Genomic DNA, 17301 nt, shown 5'->3' on the forward strand with positions numbered 1-17301 from the left:
CCGGAGTTACACGATACCCTGCGTGTTCATTTCTGTAAAACAGGCCCAGTTGTATTGGCGGATGATCGTCAGCAATGCTTCAACGCCCGCACTTTGACGTTTATTGCGGGAACAAACAAGAGCATACCGGGCTTGCGGTAACATCTCTCGTACAGGCAATTCTGTAAATTGTCCCTCGTCAAAGGGGGACGACATCGCACGCGCCAATACGGTAATAAATTCTGCACGGGCAACCAGATTAAAAATCGTGATAACAGAATCAGTTCTGACAACCCGATCGGTGTTTACCACGTTATTTTCCAGCAGTTCAGATAATGCCTGATAATAACCCATATCCGTTTGCGGCAAGACCCATCTGGCATGCTGTAAAGCATTCAGCGTTTCGCAGTTTGCCAGAGGATGCTCCAGGGCGACGACAAACGAAAATTCCGTGTTAAACAATGGATATACCGACCGATTTTGCACCGGCATATCCGGCGTAATCGTCCCGATCGCAAAATCAAGACATCCTTCACGAAGCGCCGGGAGTAAAGACGATAACTGTGCTTCCTGTATGGATATCTGCGCGGTTAGGATAGCGTTTGGTAAATTGTCTGACAATCTCAGGGATTACCGTAAAGCCAATTAATGATGAAAAACCAAACGCGACCTCTATAACCGGATCATCTAATAATCGGTTTATCCCCGCTCGCGCGGGGAACACCCATACGAGAAAAACGTTAAGTACTGGGAGGCCGGTTTATCCCCGCCGGCGCGGGGAACACTGCCCAGGCAGAGTAACCGGTGATTCTGATCCCGGTTTATCCCCGCTGGCGCGGGGAACACGCATACGGTCGCCACCCTCAACAACAAAAAACCGGTTTATCCCCGCTGGCGCGGGGAACACTACGCCGTCTGATTGTGGCACATATTGAATTTCGGTTTATCCCCGCTGGCGCGGGGAACACGTCACTGACCTTGGCCTCTGCCAGCCCGGTAGCGGTTTATCCCCGCTGGCGCGGGGAACACTTTGCTGCCGCCAAACACGAAGGCCTCCTGCCCGGTTTATCCCCGCTGGCGCGGGGAACACCAGGAGAACCAAACAGCTATTGTTGGTTTATTCGGTTTATCCCCGCTGGCGCGGGGAACACCTTGCCGCTGGCTTTATCATAAAATGCCTCATCGGTTTATCCCCGCTGGCGCGGGGAACACTAAAGAAAACGCCAGGAATCAATTTGCGTGGCCGGTTTATCCCCGCTGGCGCGGGGAACACAATATGCTCAAAAAATAGACGATTTATCCGCACGGTTTATCCCCGCTGGCGCGGGGAACACTGATAGTGGGTCGGCAGTGATGGTGGCACCGCCGGTTTATCCCCGCTGGCGCGGGGAACACTCGGGTGCTGTGCCGACCAGGCCAATTACCGACGGTTTATCCCCGCTGGCGCGGGGAACACTTTGACGCGTCAATCCTGAGTAAGCTGGGCACCGGTTTATCCCCGCTGGCGCGGGGAACACCTCGGCATCAGCGTGAAACACATAGGTATCACCGGTTTATCCCCGCTGGCGCGGGGAACACATCTGTCGTGTCAGTCCAGCGCAGTTCCAGCACGGTTTATCCCCGCTGGCGCGGGGAACACCTCCGCGTCAGAAAAAAAACACAGTGAAAAATCGGTTTATCCCCGCTGGCGCGGGGAACACGACCGGCTCTGGCCTCGGGGACCAATTCACCCCGGTTTATCCCCGCTGGCGCGGGGAACACCCGAAAAACTTCCAGCCGGAGAACGCCTACAACGGTTTATCCCCGCTGGCGCGGGGAACACTCTAAACGTATATAACTGTTTTTTATCACATTTTTTACCAAGAAACGATCCACCAACTTATCAGCAACAAATCCAATTTATTAAAGAACACTCAACCTATTGATTATCAACAGGAAGAAAAGACACCAGTCTGAGTCCATCCAAATCTACCGGAATACGTCGATTTTCACCCCAGGTTTGAAACTCAAAACCGGACTCCGTGTTTGTCGCCCAGGCCATCACGACGTTTCCCACTCCGCCCAATTGCGTGATTTGTTGCCAGATCATTTCCCGAATTCGCTTTGAGGTATCACCTACGTAAACACCTGCACGGATTTCCAGCAACCAGATGGCCAAGCGCCCTCTCAGACGCGGCGGAACATTTTCCGTTATAACGACAACCATACTCATCCGCCACGCCCCCGATGACCGCCGTCGCCTAATAATTCGGGCTCAGGAATTGCAGGCGGTAACATATCTGGCGCAGGCTGTGGGGGATCAATTTCACCGGCAGCAAGAACTTGCTCAATCAGAGGGATCAGTTTGCCGGTCAACTTCGTACTGCGAAATATATCCCGACAGGCCAACCGCACCTCTTTATCTGGCTCTGCGGGATGGCGGGCAGCAATTTCAAATGCTTTCGGTACGACAGAATCAAATTTAATGATATCGGCAATGTCATACACAAAAGAAAGCGGTTTACCGCTATGGATAAAACCAATCGCAGGCGCATAGCCAGCCGCCAGAATAGCCGCTTCTGAAATACCATAAAGACACGATGTCGCAGCGCTAATACACCGATTGACTACATCACCTTTTTCCCAGTCTTTAGGATCGTAGTTGCGGCCGTTCCATTTCACGCCGTATTGTTTTGCCAGCAGGGCGTAGGTCTGGCGCACACGCGAACCTTCAATACCGCGTAATTGCTCAATAGATCGACGCGCTGGCGGCGGTTCGCGAAAGCGCAGTTCGTACATCTTGCGAACAACTTTCAGCCGCAAATCATCATCAAGCGCTAATTTGGCCTGATAAAGCAACTTGTCGGCTCGTGCCCCACCGGGCTGGCCGGAAGCGTAAACGCGGACACCGGCTTCACCGACCCACACCAGCAGCGTTCCAACCGTTGATGCCAGCCGCACTGCGGCATGAGAGACTCGCGTTCCCGGCTCCAGCATAATGCAGGCCACTGACCCTACCGGAATGTGCGTGCGAATACCGGTTTTGTCGATCAATACAAATGCGCCATCCAGTACGTCAACCTGACCGTACTGGAGGAAGATCATTGAGGTACGATCTTTTAAAGGGATCGGGCTTAGCGGGAGGTTTATCCCCGCTCGCGCGGGGAACACTCTAAAAATAACCAATTGAATTCATTATATTTTTATACCACTTTAATTTCTACCAACTTTCAGAGTTCAAAAGCAAAAATTAACACATTGATTTTAAAAGACTAAAAAATCATTACCATGCTTCTCACATTCCACCGAAAAACCTACTTATCGGGTATCTCAAGCTTTCACTAAGATGGTGAGAGGTTCGGACCAGCTCACTCCGAACTGCCAACGTTATTTTATCCCTAATGTGGTTATTTCTGCAGATGCCATTTGTATAGCGAAATGTTGCTGGCAAATAAAAACGCCCCCGGCTATACAGCAGGAGGCGTTGAATATAGTAAAGAGCCGTTACCCTTCGTGCAATCCGCACTCTCTTTTCAGCCCAAAGAACCGCGTCTCTTCTTCCGCCATCCCCGGCTCCCATTTACGCGTCGTGTGGGTATCACCCACTGACAGGTAGCCTTGATCCCACAGCGGATGATACTTCAGACCGTGTTTTTGCAGATACTGGTATACCGTACGGTTGTCCCAGTCGATAATCGGCAGCACTTTAAATACGCCACGCTGAATAGCCAATACCGGTAAATGTGCACGACTGCCGGACTGTTCGCGACGCAGACCAGCAAACCAGGTTTGCGCATCGAGTTCCTGTAGCGCCCGGTTCATCGGTTCGACTTTGTTGATGTCATTGTATTTCTCAATGCCTTCGACACCCTGTTCCCACAGTTTGCCGTAACGTGCTTCCTGCCAGGCGGCGCTCTCTTTAGCGCGATAAATCTGGAGATTCAGCTTGAGTCTGTCCGTTAATTCATCGATGAACTGGTAGGTTTCCGGGAATAAATAGCCAGTATCGGTGAGGATCACCGGGATATCCGGGCGAACCTGGTTCACGAGATGCAGGCTGACCGCCGCCTGAATGCCAAAACTTGATGAAAGGACATATTCGCCGGGCAGGTTTTCCAGCGCCCACGCCACGCGATCCTCGGCACTCAGTTTTTCCAGTTCGGCGTTGGTTTCTGCCAGAGCTAATACGCGTTCGACTTTCGGCAGTTCATTCAGCGTGTTTAGATCGAGTTGGGACATAAGTTCCTCACTGTGTGCCTTGCCTGATGGCGCTTCGCTTATCAGGCCTACGCAGACGGTAGGCCGGATAAGGCATGTATGGCGCCATCCGGCAATTCATGTTATTCCCAGAAATCACGCGCTGGATCGAGCACCGGGCGAATGATGCCCGCACGCACCGTAAAGTCACCGAAGCCTTCACCCGCTTCGCGCTCTTTTGCCCAGCGCCCCACCAGTTCGTCAACGGCGTCGAGAATTTCCGATTCCGTAATATTTTCGCGATACATACGCGGGATGCGCGTGCCCATGCGGTTACCGCCCAGATGCACGTTGTAGCGTCCCGGCGCTTTGCCCACCAGGCCCAGTTCCGCCAGCATCGCGCGGCCACAGCCGTTCGGGCAGCCGGTGACGCGCATCACGATATGTTCGTCAGGAATGCCGTGTTTTTCCAGAATCGCTTCCACTTTATCAGTGAACGATGGCAGGAAGCGTTCGGCTTCAGCCATCGCCAGCGGACAGGTCGGGAACGACACGCAGGCCATCGAGTTTTCACGCTGCGGTTTTACCGCATTCATCAGACCATGATCGCGTGCCAGCTTCTCAATCTTCGCCTTATCACTCTCCGGGACACCGGCAATGATCAGGTTCTGGTTGGCCGTGATACGGAACTCGCCTTTGTGGATCCTCGCGATCTCCAGCAAGCCGGTTTTCAGCGGACGCCCCGGATAATCCAGAATACGGCCGTTTTCAATAAACAGCGTCAGGTGCCAGTTATTGTCGATCCCCTTCACCCAACCGATCCTGTCGCCACGACCGGTGAACTCGTACGGACGGATCGGCTCAAACTTGATCCCCGCCCGGCGTTCAACTTCCTCTTTAAACGTCTCGACACCTACCCGCTCCAGCGTGTATTTGGTTTTGGCGTTTTTACGATCGGTACGGTTACCCCAGTCGCGTTGGGTCGTGACCACCGCTTCCGCCACCGCCAGGGTGTGTTCCAGCGGCAGATAACCAAACTCACTCGCCGTACGGGCGTAGGTTTTCTTGTTGCCATGCTCAATCGACAAACCGCCGCCGACCAGCAGGTTAAAGCCTACCAGCTTGCCGTTTTCGGCAATCGCCACGAAGTTCATATCGTTAGCGTGCAGATCGATATCGTTCTGCGGCGGGATCACCACTGTGGTTTTAAACTTACGCGGCAGATAGGTCGCCCCGAGGATCGGCTCTTCATCCGTCGTCGCGACTTTTTCCTGATCCAGCCAGATCTCAGCATAAGCGCGAGTGCGCGGCAGCAAGTGTTCGGAGATCTTTTTCGCCCACTCGTAGGCTTCCGCATGCAGCTGCGACTCATATGGATTGGAGGTACACAGCACGTTACGGTTCATGTCGTTGGCGGTCGCCAGCGCGTCCAGCCCCACTGAATGCAGCATCTGATGCACCGGCTTCACGTTCTTCTTCAGAATGCCGTGGAACTGAAAGGTCTGACGGTTGGTCAGACGAATGCTGCCGTAAATGGTGTTGTCATGGGCGAACTTGTCGATCGCCTGCCATTGTTTGGTGGTGATGACTCCCCCTGGCAGGCGGCAGCGTAGCAGCATCGCATGACGCGGCTCCAGCTTCTGTTCCGCACGTTCGGCACGAATATCGCGGTCGTCCTGCTGGTACATACCGTGAAAACGGATCAGCAGGAAGTTGTCACCGTGGAAGCCGCCGGTCAGGCCGTCGTTCAGGTCTTCCGCGATGGTGCCGCGCAGGAAATTACTTTCACGCTTCATGCGCTCGGCGTCAGTCAGTTTGCCTTCGACCACTAAAGGCCCTGGGTATTTTTCGCTCATTAGTAGACATCTCGCTGATAACGGCGCTCAACGCGCAGCTCACTTAAAAATTCATCCGCCGCTTCGATGTCCATTGCACCGAATTCAGCAATCACTTCCAGCAGTGCCTGCTCAACGTCTTTCGCCATGCGATTGGCGTCGCCGCAGACATAAATGTGCGCACCGTCGTTAATCCAGCGCCACAGTTCCGCGCCCTGTTCGCGCAGTTTGTCTTGTACGTAGATTTTTTCTTTTTGATCGCGAGACCAGGCCAGATCGATTCGGCTCAACACGCCCTCTTTCACGTAGCGCTGCCATTCCACCTGATACAGGAAATCTTCGGTAAAGTGTGGGTTACCAAAAAACAGCCAGTTTTTCCCTTCTGCACCGTCTGCCGCACGTTGCTGCATAAAGGCGCGGAACGGCGCAATCCCCGTTCCTGGCCCGATCATAATTACCGGTGTTTGCGGATTTTCTGGCAGGCGGAAGTTGTCGTTATGTTCGATGAAGACGCGGACTTCGCCCTCTTCTTCCACGCGATCGGCAAGGAAGCCGGAGGCCCCGCCTGCACGCGCACGGCCTTCAACCTCAAAACGCACGGCACCAACGGTGATATGTACTTCGCTTTCCACTTCCGCCTGGGATGAGGCAATGGAGTACAACCGTGGCGTCAGCGGACGCAGAAGATCAACTAACGCCTGAGCGTCCAGTTGCGCCGGGGAGAAACGCACCATATCAACGATTGGCGTGGTGGCGGCGTAATGCTGTAATTGTGCTTTATCGCCTACCAACGGCAACAGCGTTTCGCTGCGCGTCAGGGTGGCATAGTTTTCCACGATATTGGCCGTATTGACGGTCAATTCGAAATGCCACTCCAGCGCGTCAGCGAGCGGCAGCGTTTTGCCCTCAACAGTGACCGGCTCAGTACCTTTCAGCCACAGCAGTTCCACAATTTCTTTGACCAGGGCTGGATCGTTCTGATACCAGACCCCCAGTGCGTCGCCTGGCTGATAGCGCAGACCAGAATCGCCGAGATCAATTTCGATATGGCGTACATCTTTTTGTGAGTCGCGACCGGTAATTTTCTGGTTCACCGCAAGTGTTGCACTCAGCGGTGCTTCTTTGGTGTAAGGACTGGTGTGCAACTCGTTCACCGCACCGCTCGCTGCCGCCTGTGCAGACGGTGCAACAGGCGCGCGGGCCTTCAGTACATCAACCAGGCGGGCACGCCATTCTGCCGCCGCCGATTGATACTCAACATCAGCATCAACGCGGTCCAGCAGGCGTTCACCACCCAACTCTGCCAGTTTCGCATCAAAGTCTTTACCTGACTGGCAGAAAAATTCATAAGACGTATCGCCAAGGCCAAATACGGCGAAGGCCGTGTTTTCAAGCTTCGGCGCTTTTTTAGAGAACAAGTATTTATGCAACGCCACGGCTTCTTCTGCCGGTTCACCTTCCCCTTGCGTTGACGCCACCACAATCAGCAATTTTTCATTGGCGATTTGTTTGAATTTATAGTCGCCAGCGTTGATCAGAGTGACGTTGAGCTTCGCAGCGATCAGATCATCGCGCAGGGCTTCCGCCACACGACGCGCATTACCAGTTTGCGAAGCGGAGATAAGCGTAATACCGGGCATTTCAGCAGCAGGCGCAGGCGCTGCAGCATTCGTTCCTGGCTGCTGATTCAGCACGCCCCAGAAGTAGCCAGAAACCCACGCGAGCTGTGCGGGAGTGAGGTCGGTCGTGGCTGCCTGAAGGCGTGCCAGTTGCTCCGGGTTTAGCGGTAGCAGAGTGGAAGGTGGGGCCTGTGTCGTCATGCGTTGTCATGTTCCAGTAAGCAAAGCGGATTTCAGCAATAAAACCCAAACTGAAGATAAGGTTAACGGTGGGGATAGTAACAATTAAAGAAGGGATGGAAATAACAAATAACCAAATGGACTAACCTGTTTTAGTTATAGTTATTAACAGCAAAAGCGATTTAATAACTGTATGATATATAAATAATTATCAAACATTCTCCTAACAAATATGTCGTTCTGGTACCCAGCGCCCTTTTAACTAATGATAAAATTTGCTCTTTACGGTACCCTACGGCGTTTTTTGCATTCTTGAGAGTAAATAATGTCCACCACCTTGTTTAAAGATTTCACCTTCGAAGCCGCTCACCACCTGCCGCACGTGCCGGAAGGACACAAGTGTGGCCGTCTGCATGGTCACTCATTTATGGTGCGTCTTGAAATTACCGGTGAAGTCGATCCACATACCGGTTGGATCATGGATTTTGCCGAATTAAAAGCGGCGTTTAAGCCGACTTACGACAGGCTTGATCACTACTACCTGAACGATATCCCGGGCCTTGAAAACCCAACCAGCGAAGTCTTGTCCCGCTGGATTTGGGAACAGGTAAAACCGGTTGTTCCTCTGCTGAGCGCAGTGATGGTAAAAGAGACCTGCACAGCAGGTTGCGTTTATCGCGGAGAGTGATCCCGACCTTGCCGGATGGCGACGCACCGCGTCTGCTCCCGGCCTACCTTATTAACAAGCGTAGGCCGGGCAAGCGAAGCGCCCCGGCAAAACTTATCAGGCAATATTCAGGTACTTATGCGTCTGCATCGACAAACGCCAGTTACGCGCAATACAGGTATCAATACACAAACGCGTCGCATCTTCTTTCTGACTGATTGGCTGCAGCGCAATAATGCGTGGTTTATCATCGCTTAACGTAGCCAGCAGTTCATCCAGCGCTTCAATATCGCGAACGCGACCCACCGGATGCTTGATTTCATTGGCTCGTTCCAGCGCCTGTGACAGTACGTCATAGCCGCCACGCATATTCACCTTCGGTGATACCGTCACCCAGGTATTCGGCGTACAGCGCACTTCGTGGGTGCCGCTGGTTTCAATCTGGCAGCTAAAGCCGTTCTTTTCCAGCAGGTCAGTCAGCGGCATCAGGTCATGAATGCAGGGCTCACCGCCGGTTATCACCACATGACGGGCGGTATAGCCCTGGCGCTGAATAACAGCCAGCAGTTCTTCACTGCTCGCCGCGCCCCATTTATCACTCTCTTTCGTCTTGGCCAGGATGCTATATAAGGAGACTTCCCGATCCTCAAGCTTATCCCAGGTGTGTTTGGTATCGCACCAGGCACAGCCAACCGGGCATCCCTGTAAACGAATAAAAATGGCGGGGACGCCGGTAAAGTAACCCTCACCTTGCAGGGTCTGGAACATCTCGTTAATCGGGTACTGCATAGTCATCTCTGTTTAGGGTTATGAACGCGTATTATCGCAGATTTACACTCTCAGGTCTTGCCCCCGGCTGCGCTGTCCCGTGAGTTAAAAATCATGAAACGTGATCTCGTGTTTACGCCTGCAATGTTCGAATAGCTGTGATTTAATTTCATAGCTATGAAGGCAGCGTTTTGATGTAACAAAATATTTTTGATAATAACCTTATAAAAATAGTATAAACATTTTAAAAGTAAAATATTTCAAGCATGTACAAACGGATACATGAAATTATGAATTTATTAGCATCACGCATAGTCAAATTCGATCCGCGGTATCTTTTTATATTAAAATAGGCTTAAGAAACTTAAAGTTACGCTAATTTTCCATTTAATCTCCGTTTAATTATCCGCGCCTAGAATCCAGTCACCCCCCCTGATGAGACTGCATTCATGAATACACTATTAATTACTGGCGCAACCGGTTTTTTGGGCGGAGCCGTTTTAGAAAACATTCTGAATCAGACAAATGGATTTAATCTGCTGCTTTTAGTTCGTGGCGATAATGATGTATCTGCGCTGGAACGGATAAAGGAAAATCTGCGCAAATTCAATATTGCAGAAGAAAAACTGGCCGCACTTAGCCCGCGAAATATCCTGTTGGGTGATTTGGTGGAACCTGAAGCGTTTCTTAACGACCCGCGTCTGGACCAGGTTACTCATGTCATCAACTGTGCCGCCGTCGCCTCTTTTGGCAACAACCCGCTTATCTGGAAAGTAAATGTCGCAGGAACGCTGAAGTTCGCCCAGAAAATGGCCTGTGTCGGCAGCCTGCAGCGTTTTCTTCACGTTGGTACAGCGATGTCATGCTCCCCAGAGCCCGACTCACTGGTGGCAGAAAGTGCAGAATTTTGCGAACGTGCTGAGCACCTGGTTGAGTATACGCACTCTAAATCCACGATAGAGCGTCTGATGCAACAGGAATGCCCAACATTACCACTGGTTATCGCGCGGCCTTCGATCGTTGTTGGCCACACTCATCATGGCTGCCAACCCTCCAGCAGTATTTTCTGGGTATTCAGCATGGGTCTGATGTTACAAAAATTTATGTGTTCGATGGAAGACCGTATTGACGTGATCCCGGTTGATTACTGCGCCGATGCCTTGCTGATGTTACTGAGCTGTCCGCTCGCTCGCGGTGAAGTGGTGCACATCTCAGCCGGAGAAGAAAATAGCGTGAGGTTTGCAGATATTGATAGCGCGATGGCATCTGCGCTGGAACAAGCTCCCGTCGGTAATAAATACGCACAGGTCAGGTATGAAACGCTGGTCAAAATGCGCCGCGAACTGAAGAATATTTTTGGCCCCTGCAACGAACGGCTGATGCTGAAAGCCATGCGTCTGTACGGCGCGTTTGCTACGCTGAACGTGCGATTCAGCAATGATAAGCTGCTCAGCATGGGGATGCCGAAGCCGCCGCGTTTCACCGATTACATTGAGCGCTGTGTACAGACGACACGTGGGCTGACTATTCCACAGCAAATGGCGGTGGACTTTAAATAGGTTGCTATTGTGCAGGCAAAAAAATGCCAGCCTGAAGGCTGGCATTTTTAAATCAGAGAAAGAACAGGATTACGCCTGACCTTTGATCTCTTTACGACCATTGTACGGTGCTTGTTCACCCAGAGCTTCTTCGATACGAATCAGCTGGTTGTACTTAGCAACACGGTCAGAACGGCTCATAGAACCCGTTTTGATCTGGCCTGCAGCGGTACCAACAGCCAGGTCAGCGATGGTAGCATCTTCAGTTTCGCCAGAACGGTGAGAGATGACAGCAGTGTAGCCAGCGTCTTTCGCCATTTTGATCGCAGCCAGAGTTTCGGTCAGAGAACCGATCTGGTTGAATTTGATCAGGATGGAGTTAACGATGCCTTTTTCGATGCCTTCTTTCAGGATCTTGGTGTTGGTTACGAACAGGTCGTCACCAACCAGCTGGATTTTGTCGCCCAGTACTTTAGTCTGGTATGCGAAACCATCCCAGTCAGACTCGTCCAGACCATCTTCGATGGACACGATCGGGTACTGTTTGGTCAGTTCTTCCAGGAAGTGAGTGAATTCTTCGGAGGTGAATGCTTTGTTGCCTTCGCCAGCCAGAACGTATTTACCGTCTTTGTAGAATTCAGATGCTGCACAGTCCATCGCCAGGGTGATGTCTTTGCCCAGCTCGTAGCCAGCTGCTTTAACCGCTTCAGCGATTACAGCCAGAGCTTCAGCGTTGGAACCCAGGTTCGGCGCATAGCCGCCTTCGTCACCCACTGCAGTGTTCATACCTTTAGCTTTCAGAACTTTAGCCAGGTTGTGGAACACTTCAGAACCCATACGTACAGCTTCTTTCAGGGTTTTAGCGCCAACAGGCTGAATCATGAATTCCTGGATGTCGACGTTGTTGTCAGCGTGCTCACCACCGTTGATGATGTTCATCATCGGAACCGGCATGGAGTATTTGCCCGGAGTGCCGTTCAGTTCAGCGATGTGAGCATACAGCGGCAGGCCTTTAGCGGCAGCAGCAGCTTTAGCAGCAGCCAGAGAAACGGCCAGGATGGCGTTTGCACCGAAGTTGGATTTGTTTTCAGTACCGTCCAGATCGATCATGATCTTGTCGATGCCAGCCTGATCTTTAGCATCTTTACCCAGCAGAGCCTGAGCAATCGGGCCATTCACAGCTGCAACAGCTTTCAGTACGCCTTTACCCATGAAACGGGATTTGTCGCCATCGCGCAGTTCCAGTGCTTCGCGGGAACCAGTAGAAGCACCTGACGGAGCTGCTGCCATACCAACGAAACCACCTTCCAGGTGTACTTCGGCTTCAACAGTCGGGTTACCACGGGAGTCGATGATTTCACGACCGATGATTTTAACGATTTTGGACATTAGGTTTTCCTCAGTACAAGTTAAACTAAAACTCCAGACAAACAATGCACCCTGATGGGTGCATTGCCGTTCTAACTTTTTACTTCTTACTTCGCCTGACGCTTCTGATGTTCACTGGCGGCTTTCACAAAGCCGGCAAACAGCGGGTGCCCATCACGTGGCGTGGAAGTAAATTCCGGATGGAACTGACAGGCCACGAACCACGGATGATTCGGTACCTCAATGATCTCGACCAACTGATCATCACCGGAACGGCCTGCAACACGCAGACCCGCAGCTTCAATCTGTTTCAACAGCATATTGTTGACTTCGTAGCGGTGGCGATGGCGTTCAACAATCGTCGGTGTACCGTACAGTTGACGAACCAGACTCTCATCGCTCAGCTGACACTGTTGCGCACCAAGACGCATTGTGCCACCCAGATCACTCTTCTCGGTACGGACTTCGACATTGCCGTCTTCATCACGCCATTCAGTAATCAGGGCCACCACTGGGTACTTACAGTCTGGCACAAATTCTGTGGAGTTGGCGTTGTCCATTCCCACGACGTTACGAGCAAACTCAATCAACGCAACCTGCATACCCAGGCAAATGCCCAGATAAGGAATATTGTTCTCACGCGCAAAGCGTGCTGTCGCGATTTTCCCTTCAACACCACGGTAGCCGAAGCCGCCGGGGATTAGGATGGCATCAAGACCTTTCAGGATCTCAACACCGCGCGTTTCAACATCTTGCGAATCAATCAGCTTGATGTTGACGGTGACACGATTCTTCAGACCACCGTGCTTCAGCGCTTCGATAACTGACTTATAGGCATCCGGCAGTTCAATGTACTTGCCAACCATACCGATAGTCACTTCGCCTGCCGGATTCGCTTCTTCGTAGATAACCTGTTCCCATTCTGACAGATTCGCTTCCGGACAGTTCAAGCTGAATCGTTTACAAATATAATCGTCAAGGCCCTGGGATTTCAACAGGCCCGGAATTTTATAGATGGAATCGACATCTTTCAGAGAAATCACCGCTTTTTCCGGAACGTTACAGAACAATGCAATTTTTGCACGTTCATTAGCCGGAACTGCGCGATCGGAGCGGCAAATCAGGATATCTGGCTGAATACCGATAGAAAGCAGCTCTTTTACAGAGTGCTGAGTCGGTTTAGTTTTGACTTCACCTGCCGCCGCCATGTACGGAACCAGCGTCAGATGCATAAACAGCGTGTGCTCGCGGCCAATTTCTACAGCCATCTGGCGAATCGCTTCAAGGAACGGCAGAGATTCGATATCCCCAACGGTTCCGCCGATCTCGACCAGAACAACATCATGACCTTCACCGCCTTCCAGAACGCGCTCTTTAATGGCATTCGTGATGTGCGGAATGACCTGAACGGTAGCGCCCAGATAGTCACCACGGCGTTCTTTACGCAGAACGTCGGAGTAGATACGACCCGTGGTGAAGTTGTTACGGCGGCTCATTTTAGTGCGGATGAAACGCTCATAGTGACCCAGGTCCAGGTCGGTTTCAGCGCCGTCTTCGGTAACGAACACTTCCCCGTGTTGGATAGGGCTCATAGTACCTGGATCGACGTTGATGTACGGATCCAGTTTCATCATGGTCACATTGAGGCCACGGGCTTCAAGAATGGCTGCCAGGGAGGCTGCGGCAATGCCTTTTCCCAGAGAGGATACGACCCCGCCGGTCACAAAAATATAGTTCGTTGTCATGCTGGACCTGAGAAGTTAGGGTGAAACGATGGAATTACCAAGACGGGAAAGTAGTATACCCGAACATGACGAGCGCCACAAACTTTCATTATTCCTCCTCTTCACCAGGCTCACATTAACATCGGGAGTGAGAAAATAGCCCCTTTGGGGTAAATGTTTTTGACGTAAATCAAGCGCTTGTTATTTAAAAAATCACACAAATCGCCCTTGACCGACGAAATCCCTTAGAGATCAATTTCCTGTCGTTTTACCTGTTGCCAGACTTCTTCCATTGTTTCCAGATCAACACCAGTCATTTCCAGGCCTCGGGCTGCCACAATTCGCTCAACCTCACGAAAACGGCGCTCGAATTTTTCATTCGCTTTCTGCAATGCCGTCTCTGCTTTTGTCCCTAAATGACGGGCCATATTGACCGTGGCAAACAGCAGATCGCCCATTTCCTCCTCCAGTTTAGCCTGATCAACGACAGCCTGCTTCGCCTCGAACATGACTTCGTCAATCTCTTCATAAACTTTGTCGACAACCGGTCCTAATGTCTTCCAGTCAAAACCAACATTGGAACAACGTTTCTGGATTTTCTGAGCGCGCATTAGCGCCGGTAAACTACGGGGAATATCGTCCAGCGCGGAATGTTGTGACTTCTCGGCACGTTCTTCGGTTTTGATTTGTTCCCAGCGGGTTAGCACTTCGCGACTAGTGCTGGCAGAAACATCTGCAAATACATGCGGATGCCGACGTTCGAGCTTATCGCTAATCGCGGCGCAGATGTCATTAAAATCGAAGCGCCCTTCTTCCTGCGCCATCTGGGCGTAAAACACCACCTGGAACAACAGATCGCCCAGCTCTCCACGCAGGTCATCGAAGTCTTCACGCGCAATCGCGTCCAGCACTTCATAGGTTTCTTCGAGGGTGTAAGGGGCAATAGTGGTGAAAGTCTGCTCTTTATCCCACGGACAGCCGTTTTCCGGGTCGCGCAGGCGCTGCATAATACCGAGCAGCCGATCGATTTGATTCATTGGATTGTCCTGAAAAAAACAGGCCCGATGAACGGAGCTCCATCGGGCAAATAATAATGCCTGATGGCGACGCAAACGCGTCTTATCAGGCCTACAAATTGTCGTTAATTACCGTGCAAGCGACGCGCGTCGATCACATCCGGCACCTGGTTCAGTTTGCCGAGCACGCGCCCGAGCACCTGTAAGTTGTAAATTTCGATGGTCATATCGATGGTGGCAAGCTGCTGTTTGGTATCGCTACGGCTGGCAACGCCCAGCACGTTTACCTTCTCGTTGGCGAGAATGGTGGTGATATCACGTAATAAACCGCTACGATCGTTCGCCTGGACGCGAACCACCAGCGAATATCCTGCCGAGTAGCTTTCGCCCCAAACCGCGTCAACAATACGCTCCGGTGCATGCGAGCGTAGTTCATTCAGCTGTTCACAATCCGCCCGGTGCACGGAAATGCCGCGTCCCTGAGTGATAAACCCGACAATTTCATCGCCTGGAATCGGCTGGCAGCAACGCGCGATGTGGTGCATCAGGTTACCCACCCCTTCTACCACCACGCGACCATCGTCTTTACGGCGACTCTGCGGAGCCTGCGTTTTCTGCTGAAGTTGTTTCAGCGCAGCGGCATCCTGTTCAGCTGCGCTGGGTTTATTAAACTGCGCTTGCAGGAAGTTGACCATCTGGTTGAGGCGGATGTCGCCGCCGCCGATCGCCGCCAGCAGCTCTTCCAGCTCATTAAAGCTGTAACGCGGAAGCAGGTGTTTTTCAGCCTCTTTCAGGCTAATACCCAGGTGCGCCAGTTCATCATCGAGGATCTGACGACCAGCCAGAATATTCTTGTCCCGGTCTTGTTTACGGAACCAGGCGTGGATCTTCGAGCGCCCCCGGCTGGTCGTCACGTAGCCCAGATTAGGATTCAGCCAGTCACGGCTTGGGTTTGGCTGTTTCTGGGTGATGATTTCAATTTGATCGCCCATCTGCAGCTGATAGGTAAACGGTACGATGCGCCCGCCAATTTTCGCGCCAATGCAACGATGCCCCACATCACTGTGGATGTGATAAGCAAAATCGAGCGGCGTTGAGCCCGCCGGTAAGTCCACAACATCGCCTTTTGGCGTAAAGACGTAAACTCTGTCGTCAAAGACCTGGCTACGCACTTCATCCAGCATTTCACCGGAATCAGCCATCTCTTCCTGCCAGGCTATCAGTTTACGCAGCCACGCAATGCGGTCTTCATGACCAGAACGCGCAGCGCCTGAAGCGGTACCTTCTTTGTACTTCCAGTGTGCGGCAACGCCCAGCTCGGCATCTTCGTGCATCTGTTTGGTACGGATCTGGATTTCAATGGTTTTACCACCAGGCCCCAGAACAACCGTATGGATTGACTGGTAACCGTTAGGCTTTGGATTGGCAACGTAGTCATCGAACTCATCAGGCAGATGGCGATAGTGGGTATGCACAATCCCCAGCGCGGCATAGCAATCCTGTAAACGCTCAGCCACGATACGCACCGCGCGCACATCGAACAGTTCGTCAAAAGCTAACTGCTTTTTCTGCATTTTGCGCCAGATACTGTAAATATGCTTCGGACGCCCGTACACCTCGGCTTTTACACCTTCGGTTTTCATCTCTGAACGCAGATGCCCCACAAACTCGTCGATATAGTGTTCCCTGTCGATACGACGTTCATGCAGCAGTTTAGCAATGCGTTTGTATTCGGCTGGGTGCAGGTAGCGGAAGCAGTAATCTTCCAGCTCCCATTTTAATTGCCCGATGCCTAATCGGTTAGCCAGCGGGGCATAGATATTGGTGCACTCTTTTGCCGCCAGTACGCGTTCATCTTCCGGCGCGTCTTTCACTTCTCGCAGATGGGCAATACGTTCCGCCAGCTTGATGACCACACAGCGGAAGTCGTCGACCATTGCCAGCAGCATGCGACGAACGTTATCAACCTGCTCGGAAGAGACGGAGTCGGTATGCGTGGCTTTTAGCTGGCGTATTGCCGCCATATCGCGCACACCATGGATAAGGTTAACGATTGACGTGCCTACGCTCTCGCGCAGGATGTCTTCACTCACCACATTGGCATCCGCCAGAGGGAACAGCATCGCCGCTCGTAGCGTGTCGATATCCATACTCAGCATGGAGAGTATTTCCACCATTTCGACGCCACGCCACAGCAGCAGATCCGCATCCGGATGACCCTGTGTCTGCTGCAGGCAATACGCCCAGGTTTCGGCTAAGCGTTCACACGACTGCTGGCTGGAGATCCCAAGACTCGCGATCCATTTCTTTGGATCAAACTCACCAGCTTTATTTATATGTGCACTTCTTACCGCAACCATCGTCCTCTCCTTAAGGGGCATGGCCTGTCGAAGTCGACAAGCCGTACCCATTGTCTTTCACGCTGCGTTAC

13 protein-coding genes and 1 CRISPR repeat array are annotated in these 17301 nt (G+C 52.0%); of the genes, 2 read left to right on the forward strand and 11 right to left on the reverse strand.

Annotated features, from left to right (window positions below; translation table 11 throughout):
* Window positions 1-6: 6 nt before the first annotated feature.
* The 6 genes from OGX91_RS16455 to cysJ form a co-directional block, all read right to left on the reverse strand.
* Complete coding sequence (locus OGX91_RS16455) at window positions 7-600, reverse strand: LysR substrate-binding domain-containing protein (RefSeq protein ID WP_286626875.1); 594 nt, start codon at window positions 598-600, stop codon at window positions 7-9.
* A 74-nt stretch (window positions 601-674) separates the two neighbouring features.
* Window positions 675-1801: direct repeats of the CRISPR family, unit length 29 nt; unit sequence CGGTTTATCCCCGCTGGCGCGGGGAACAC.
* A 96-nt stretch (window positions 1802-1897) separates the two neighbouring features.
* Entirely contained in the window at window positions 1898-2191 is a 294-nt protein-coding gene (gene cas2e, locus OGX91_RS16460) for a type I-E CRISPR-associated endoribonuclease Cas2e (RefSeq protein ID WP_286626877.1), read from the reverse strand.
* On the reverse strand, window positions 2188-3063 hold the full coding sequence (cas1e, locus tag OGX91_RS16465; protein ID WP_286627035.1) for a type I-E CRISPR-associated endonuclease Cas1e: 876 nt from the start codon (window positions 3061-3063) through the stop codon (window positions 2188-2190). Before cas1e ends, cas2e begins: the two co-directional genes overlap by 4 nt.
* Window positions 3064-3462: 399 nt before the next feature.
* Window positions 3463-4197: a phosphoadenosine phosphosulfate reductase gene (cysH, locus tag OGX91_RS16470; protein WP_182289939.1), complete on the reverse strand. Its 735-nt coding sequence runs from the start codon at window positions 4195-4197 to the stop codon at window positions 3463-3465.
* A gap of 101 nt (window positions 4198-4298) precedes the next feature.
* On the reverse strand, window positions 4299-6011 hold the full coding sequence (gene cysI, locus OGX91_RS16475; protein ID WP_199947082.1) for an assimilatory sulfite reductase (NADPH) hemoprotein subunit: 1713 nt from the start codon (window positions 6009-6011) through the stop codon (window positions 4299-4301).
* Window positions 6011-7810 (reverse strand): NADPH-dependent assimilatory sulfite reductase flavoprotein subunit, encoded by a 1800-nt coding sequence (cysJ, locus tag OGX91_RS16480; protein ID WP_155021772.1) that lies wholly within the window; start codon window positions 7808-7810, stop codon window positions 6011-6013. The genes cysI and cysJ overlap by 1 nt, the downstream gene beginning before the upstream one ends.
* 304 nt (window positions 7811-8114) lie before the next feature.
* On the opposite strand from cysJ, the gene queD reads away from it, so the two are divergent.
* Entirely contained in the window at window positions 8115-8477 is a 363-nt protein-coding gene (queD, locus tag OGX91_RS16485; protein WP_005130904.1) for a 6-carboxytetrahydropterin synthase QueD, read from the forward strand.
* A gap of 96 nt (window positions 8478-8573) precedes the next feature.
* On the opposite strand, the gene queE is transcribed toward queD, so the two are convergent.
* Window positions 8574-9245 (reverse strand): 7-carboxy-7-deazaguanine synthase QueE, encoded by a 672-nt coding sequence (gene queE / locus OGX91_RS16490; protein ID WP_286626883.1) that lies wholly within the window; start codon window positions 9243-9245, stop codon window positions 8574-8576.
* Between the two features lie 428 nt (window positions 9246-9673).
* Here queE and OGX91_RS16495 point away from each other — a divergent pair, with 428 nt between their 5' ends.
* Complete coding sequence (locus OGX91_RS16495; protein WP_005130908.1) at window positions 9674-10783, forward strand: SDR family oxidoreductase; 1110 nt, start codon at window positions 9674-9676, stop codon at window positions 10781-10783.
* A gap of 69 nt (window positions 10784-10852) precedes the next feature.
* Here the strand turns inward: OGX91_RS16495 and eno are convergent, their stop codons facing one another.
* From eno to relA, 4 genes are all read right to left on the reverse strand, one after another.
* On the reverse strand, window positions 10853-12151 hold the full coding sequence (eno, locus tag OGX91_RS16500; protein ID WP_005130911.1) for a phosphopyruvate hydratase: 1299 nt from the start codon (window positions 12149-12151) through the stop codon (window positions 10853-10855).
* Between the two features lie 86 nt (window positions 12152-12237).
* Window positions 12238-13875, reverse strand: coding sequence for a glutamine hydrolyzing CTP synthase (gene pyrG, locus OGX91_RS16505; protein ID WP_005130912.1), 1638 nt, complete (start codon window positions 13873-13875; stop codon window positions 12238-12240).
* A gap of 224 nt (window positions 13876-14099) precedes the next feature.
* Complete coding sequence (mazG, locus tag OGX91_RS16510) at window positions 14100-14891, reverse strand: nucleoside triphosphate pyrophosphohydrolase (RefSeq protein WP_005130914.1); 792 nt, start codon at window positions 14889-14891, stop codon at window positions 14100-14102.
* Window positions 14892-14995: 104 nt separating this feature from the next.
* A complete protein-coding gene (gene relA / locus OGX91_RS16515) occupies window positions 14996-17230 on the reverse strand; it encodes a GTP diphosphokinase (protein WP_005130916.1) in 2235 nt (744 codons plus the stop codon).
* Window positions 17231-17301 lie beyond the last annotated feature (71 nt).

The organism is Citrobacter sp. Cpa228 (assembly GCF_030333085.1).
GTDB classification, from domain to species: Bacteria; Pseudomonadota; Gammaproteobacteria; order Enterobacterales; family Enterobacteriaceae; genus Citrobacter; species Citrobacter pasteurii.